Source organism: Stenotrophomonas pictorum JCM 9942 (assembly GCF_001310775.1).
GTDB classification, from domain to species: domain Bacteria; phylum Pseudomonadota; class Gammaproteobacteria; order Xanthomonadales; family Xanthomonadaceae; genus Stenotrophomonas; species Stenotrophomonas pictorum.
Genome location: NZ_BAZI01000551.1, coordinates 1 through 1,373, shown reverse-complemented (window position 1 = coordinate 1,373; position 1,373 = coordinate 1). Strand labels below are relative to the sequence as shown.

1 protein-coding gene and 1 pseudogene are annotated in these 1,373 nt (G+C 70.0%); one reads left to right on the top strand and one right to left on the bottom strand.

Annotated features, from left to right (window positions below):
- Nucleotides 1–54 precede the first annotated feature (54 nt).
- Nucleotides 55–699 (bottom strand): histidine phosphatase family protein, encoded by a 645-nt coding sequence (locus JCM9942_RS15945; RefSeq protein WP_054660839.1) that lies wholly within the window; start codon nt 697–699, stop codon nt 55–57.
- Nucleotides 700–1,096: 397 nt separating this feature from the next.
- Here JCM9942_RS15945 and JCM9942_RS15940 point away from each other — a divergent pair.
- Nucleotides 1,097–1,373, top strand: a pseudogene (locus JCM9942_RS15940) (hypothetical protein); the annotation flags it as partial.

Below are 1,373 nucleotides of genomic sequence, written 5' to 3'. Positions count from 1 at the left end.
GCAACGCCAGCAGCACGGCCACCAGCCCGACGACGGCGGTCACCGCACGCCGCATTACAGCGCGCGGTGCTTGGCTTCGCCGAAGAACGGGGTGTGGTGCGCGCAGTCGTTCAGGCGCACCACTTCCAGATGCTCCACATCCGGGCCTTCGAGCAGGTTCAACGTGGTCGGCGCCTGGCGGAAGCTCCACAGCTTGGCAATCGGCAGGCCCAGGATCTTGCACAGGATCACCCGGTTGACCGCGTCATGGGCGACCACCAGCAACGTGTCGTCCTCGCCCAGCCCGTCGGCGGCGGCGCTCAGGCCGCGCCAGCTGCGATCCAGCACCTGGCGCAGCGATTCGCCGCCGGGCATCAGCACGGTATCCGGCTCCTCGCGCCACGCGCGCAGACGTGCCGGGTCCTTGTCGTTGATCTCGCTGGCAAGCAGACCTTCCCACTCGCCGTGGGCGATTTCCTGCAGGTCCGGCTCGGTCAGCAGCATCGCTTCTCGGGCACTGCCCAGCGCGGCCCTGGCGGTCGCCTGGGCGCGGCTCAGTGGCGAGGCCACCGCACGGGCGATCTGCACGTCCGCCAGCCGCTCCCCCAGCGCCCTGGCCTGGGCCTCACCCACCGGCGAGAGGGGAATGTCGATCTGGCCCTGGTAGCGGCCTTCGGCGTTCCACGGCGTTTCGCCGTGACGGGCAAGCAGGATGCGCATGCAGCATTTCCGTTGAAAGGGGGAGAACCGCCGGGTGAATGCGGCGGGACCGGCATCATAGCCTGAGCCCGCCGCGGTGCCAGAAACGGTTGCCTGCGTTACGGACTCGGCGTGTTCAGCGCATCCGCCGTCTGGCCGGAACGGCGACCGCAGGGGAGCCGGCGGCGAATGCGGGCAGACCGGCAACGGCGGGAGATGGTCGCGATCCGGCGTGACCATCCCGTACATGCCGCACAGACCTGTCCGACCGGCGGCCAAGACCGGGGCGCCAGCGCCGCCTTTTGTTGCCCGCCGCGCATTCACCCGGCGACGGCAGGCGTTACCATGCCCGGCTTCCATCGCCCAACCGGTATGACGTCCGCATGAGGGTCCGCACCTCCCACGCCCCCCAGCCGGCATGAACGACGTTCCTGTCGCACCGACGTCCCGCTCCGCCCCCTGGAGCGAACAGCGTGATCCCTGGGCCGCAGCGCTGGTCAGCGCGCTGCTGCATGCGCTGATGCTGCTGCTCCTGCTCCACTCCAATCCCCCGCTGGTATCCACGCCCCAAGGCGCGGTTGGCGGTGGCCGGGTCAAGGTCGATTTCGTCGGCGACGCACCGCCGTCAACGCAGCCAAGCAACGTGCCGCCGCAGGACAAGCCCACCCAGGCCCCGCGCGCGCAACCCAAACCCA